2 protein-coding genes and 2 pseudogenes are annotated in these 3773 nt (G+C 72.2%); all 4 read left to right on the top strand.

The features are described 5' to 3' along the window. Nucleotides 1-357 (top strand): annotated as a pseudogene (gene entE, locus I59_RS01630) (2,3-dihydroxybenzoate-AMP ligase); the annotation flags it as partial. Between the two features lie 3 nt (nt 358-360). Further along, on the top strand, nt 361-1542 hold the full coding sequence (locus I59_RS01625) for an acyl-CoA dehydrogenase family protein (RefSeq protein WP_022902384.1): 1182 nt from the start codon (nt 361-363) through the stop codon (nt 1540-1542). A gap of 78 nt (nt 1543-1620) precedes the next feature. After that, the gene (locus tag I59_RS01620) at nt 1621-2487 is read left to right on the top strand and encodes an SDR family oxidoreductase (protein ID WP_022902383.1); all 867 of its coding nucleotides are present in this window, start codon (nt 1621-1623) and stop codon (nt 2485-2487) included. A gap of 4 nt (nt 2488-2491) precedes the next feature. Further along, nucleotides 2492-3773, top strand: a pseudogene (locus I59_RS01615) (NAD(P)-binding protein); the annotation flags it as partial.

The following is a 3773-nucleotide window of genomic DNA, read 5'->3' as shown; positions in this document are numbered from 1 at the left end:
CGCGTGAAGGACGTCATCAACCGCGGCGGTGAGAAGATCCCGGTCGTGGAGATCGAGAACCTGCTCTACCAGCACCCCTCGGTCACGGACGTCGCCATCGTGGCCATGCCCGACGAGCGGCTCGGTGAGCGCGCCTGCGCCTTCGTCGTCCCCGCGGCGGGGGAGCGGCTCTCGTTCCGGGCGATGCAGCAGTACCTCGACGCCGCCGGCGTGAGCAAGTACTACTGGCCGGAGCGCCTCGAGGACATCGACGAGCTCCCGCGGAACGCCGTCGGGAAGGTCCAGAAGAACGTCCTGCGGGACCGGGCTGCGGCACTCGTCGCGAGCGGCGCGGCGACCACCACGAAGGAGAACTGAACGATGACGATCGTCGACGACACGACGAGCACGGCCTTCGACGAGGCCGCCTTCCAGCAGCTCAAGGCCGAGGTGACCGGATGGGTCCGCGGCCGCGGCGAGGAGTGGGCGGAGGAGATCGAGCACACCGGCCAGGTCGCCCCCGAGCTCTTCCAGGAGCTCAAGGAGCGGGGCTGGCTCAGCCTCGCCGCCCCGGCCGAGCTCGGCGGACGGGGCATCCCGTTCTCGCGCTACCTCGAGGTCATGGAGATCGTCTCCCGCTCGCACGCCTCGATCCGGATGCTCGTGCACGTCATCAACGGCACCTGGCGTGCGATGGCGCCGTACGCGACGCCCGCGCAGATCGAGGACGTCGTCAAGCCGAGCGTCGCGGGCGAGAAGCTCGTCGCGTTCACCCTGACGGAGGCCACGGCCGGCACGGGGGCGGACATCCGCACCACGGTCCGCCGCGAGGGCGACACCTACGTGATGAACGGCGAGAAGCACCTCATCACGTTCGGGGTGCGGTGCGACTACTGGCTCATCGCCGCGCGGCTCGAGGGCACCTCCGGCCAGGACGGCACGGTCGCGTTCCTCATGCCGAACAGCGGGCTGCCCGGCGCGGAGGTGATCGACGACTCCGACACGATGGGGATCCGCGGCACCGACCATGCGATCCTCCGGTTCACCGAGACCCCGATCCCGGCCTCCGCCCGCCTGGGCGAGGAGGGCCAGGGCCTCGAGGTCGCGCTCGGCGGCTTCCTGCTGCCGAGCCGCGTGTCGGTCGCGATGAGCGCCGTCGGCCTCGCCGAGCGGGCGAACGAGCTCGCCGTCGCGTACGCGAACGAGCGCGAGACGTTCGGCAAGAAGCTCTCCAGTCGGCAGGCGATCCAGTTCTACCTCGCCGAGAACTACGCCGACATCGCCGCGGCCCGGGCGCTCGTGCTCGAAGCCGCACGCGCCTACGAGGAGGACCGCCCCGACGCCGGCACGCTGTCGAGCGCCTCGAAGATGGTCGCCGTCGACATGCTCGCCCGCGTCACCGACAAGGCCCTGCAGGTGCACGGCGGCCAGGGCTACTGGAAGCGCAACGCGATCGAGCGCGTCTACCGCGACGCGCGCGCACAGCGCTTCGAGGAGGGCACCAACGAGATCCAGAAGCTGGTCGTCGGCCGCGCCGTCGTGACCGGCCAAGCCGGCTTCTAGGACGCCACCACCCACCGGACGGGAGGCGCGGTGCGGGCCCGCCCCGCGCCTCCAGGCCCTGAAGACGCAAGGAACACATTGGCTGCAACCACCGCACCCATCGCCCTCATCACGGGAGCCTCCCGCGGCATCGGCCGCCTGCTCGCGCAGAAGCTCGGCCAGCGCGGCGTCACCGTCGTGGTGACGTACAAGGGCAACGCCGACCTCGCCGAGGAGTCGCTCGCCGACGTGCGCGCGGCGGGCGGCGACGGCATCACCGCCCAGGTCGACATCGAGCAGCCGGAGTCGATCGACGCGCTGTTCGACCTGGTGCGCGACACCTACGGGCGGCTCGACATGTTCGTCGCGAACGCCGCGGCCAGCGCGTTCAAGCCGGTCGCCGACCTCAAGCTGCACCACCTGGACCGGAGCTACGCGACGAACGCGCGCTCCTTCGTGCTCGGTGCGCAGCGGGCCGCCGAGCTCATGGACCGCGGTGGCCGCATCGTCGTCGTGACGTCGTACGGGTCGCTCCGGGCGTTCCCGACCTACGCCGCGCTCGGTGCTGCGAAGGCCATGACCGAGGCGTACACGAAGTACATGGCGGTCGAGTTCGGTCCGCGTCAGATCACCGTGAACGCGGTGAACGGCGGGCTCATCGACACCGACTCGCTCGACTACTTCTACAACTCGGTGCCGGGGATGGCGCCGATGGACTCTGTGCTGTCGAAGCTGCCGCTGCAGCGCCCGGGCACCGCCGACGACATGGCGGACGCGGTCGACTTCCTGCTGTCCGACAAGGCGTCCTACATCACCGGGCAGACCCTCTCGGTCGACGGCGGACTCACCGTCATCGCGCCGCCGTACTGGGCGGACACGACCTCGCCGCTCCGCGACGCGGTGCTGCCTCCGGCCGACGCTGCTGCCGACCCGGCGTCCGACCCGGCGTCCGACACGGCAGAGTAGGGGCATGAGCACCGTCGCCATGCCCGACCTCGCCGTCGTCTCCTCGCCGTGGAGCCTCGGCCCCTTGCACCTGTCGAACCGGGTGGTCATGGGGTCGATGCACACCGGACTCGAGGTGCACGACGACGGCGGGGCCGGCATGGCGGCGTTCTACCGTGAGCGGGCGGCCGGTGGCGCCGCCCTGATCGTGACGGGCGGCATCGCGGTGAGCGACGAGGCCCGCGGGGGCCCGGACTTCGCGGTGTTCGGCGTCGGTGGCGCCGACGAACGCTTCCGGGCCGCGGTCGAGGCCGTCCACGAGGAGGGCGGCGCCGTGCTCGCGCAGCTGTTCCACGCCGGCCGGTACGCGCTCGTGAACGGCATGGTCGACCGGCACGGGCAGCCGCAGCGTGCCGTCGCGCCGTCCGCGCTCCCGTGGTCCGCCGCGCGGGGCGTCGTCCCCGAGGCGCTGACGGGCGCCGAGGTCGAGCGGACGATCGAGGACTTCGCCACGGCGGCTCGATCGGCCCGTGACATCGGCTTCGACGGCGTCGAGATCATGGCCTCCGAGGGCTACCTCATCAACCAGTTCCAGTCGCCGCTGACGAACCTGCGCGACGACGAGTGGGGCGGTTCGCCGGCGCGACGTCGCCGTTTCGCCGTGGCGGTGGTCGCGGCCGTCCGCGCTGCCGTCCCCGGCCTCGCGGTGACGATCCGGCTGTCCGGTGCCGACCTCATGCCGGGTTCGACGACCGACGACGAGGTCGACGCGCTCGTCCACGAGCTGCTGCCCCTGGGACTCGACGGCATCTCGGTGGGGATCGGCTGGCACGAGTCACGGACGCCGACCGTGCAGGCAGCGGTGCCCCACGGCGCCTGGCTGTCGTACGCGAACCGCATCGCCGGGGTCGTGCGGGCCTCGTCCCACCCGGACGTCCGGGTGATCGCGTCGAACCGCATGACGGACCTCCGCGACGGGGAGGCCGTGCTCACCGACGGTCTGGTCGACGCGGTGGCGCTCGCGCGACCGTTCCTCGCCGACCCGGCCGTCGTCGAGCGCTCGCTCGCCGGCGCCTACGACCTCGTCAACACGTGCATCGGGTGCAACCAGGCCTGCCTCGACCGCTCCATCGTCGGTGCCCCGGTCTCGTGCCTGGTCAACCCGCGCGCCGGCCGCGAGCTGGCGTTCCCGCTCCGCCCGACCGCCGCGCCGAAGCGGGTCGACGTGGTCGGCGGTGGGCCCGCCGGGCTGGCCGCCGCCGTCGACGCCGCGCGCCGCGGGCACGACGTGACGCTCTGGAGGCTCC

It is taken from the genome of Curtobacterium sp. B8 (genome assembly GCF_000333315.1).
GTDB lineage: Bacteria > Actinomycetota > Actinomycetes > Actinomycetales > Microbacteriaceae > Curtobacterium > Curtobacterium luteum.
The sequence above is the reverse complement of the archived record's forward strand: the minus strand, read 5'-3'. Positions and strand labels throughout refer to the sequence as shown.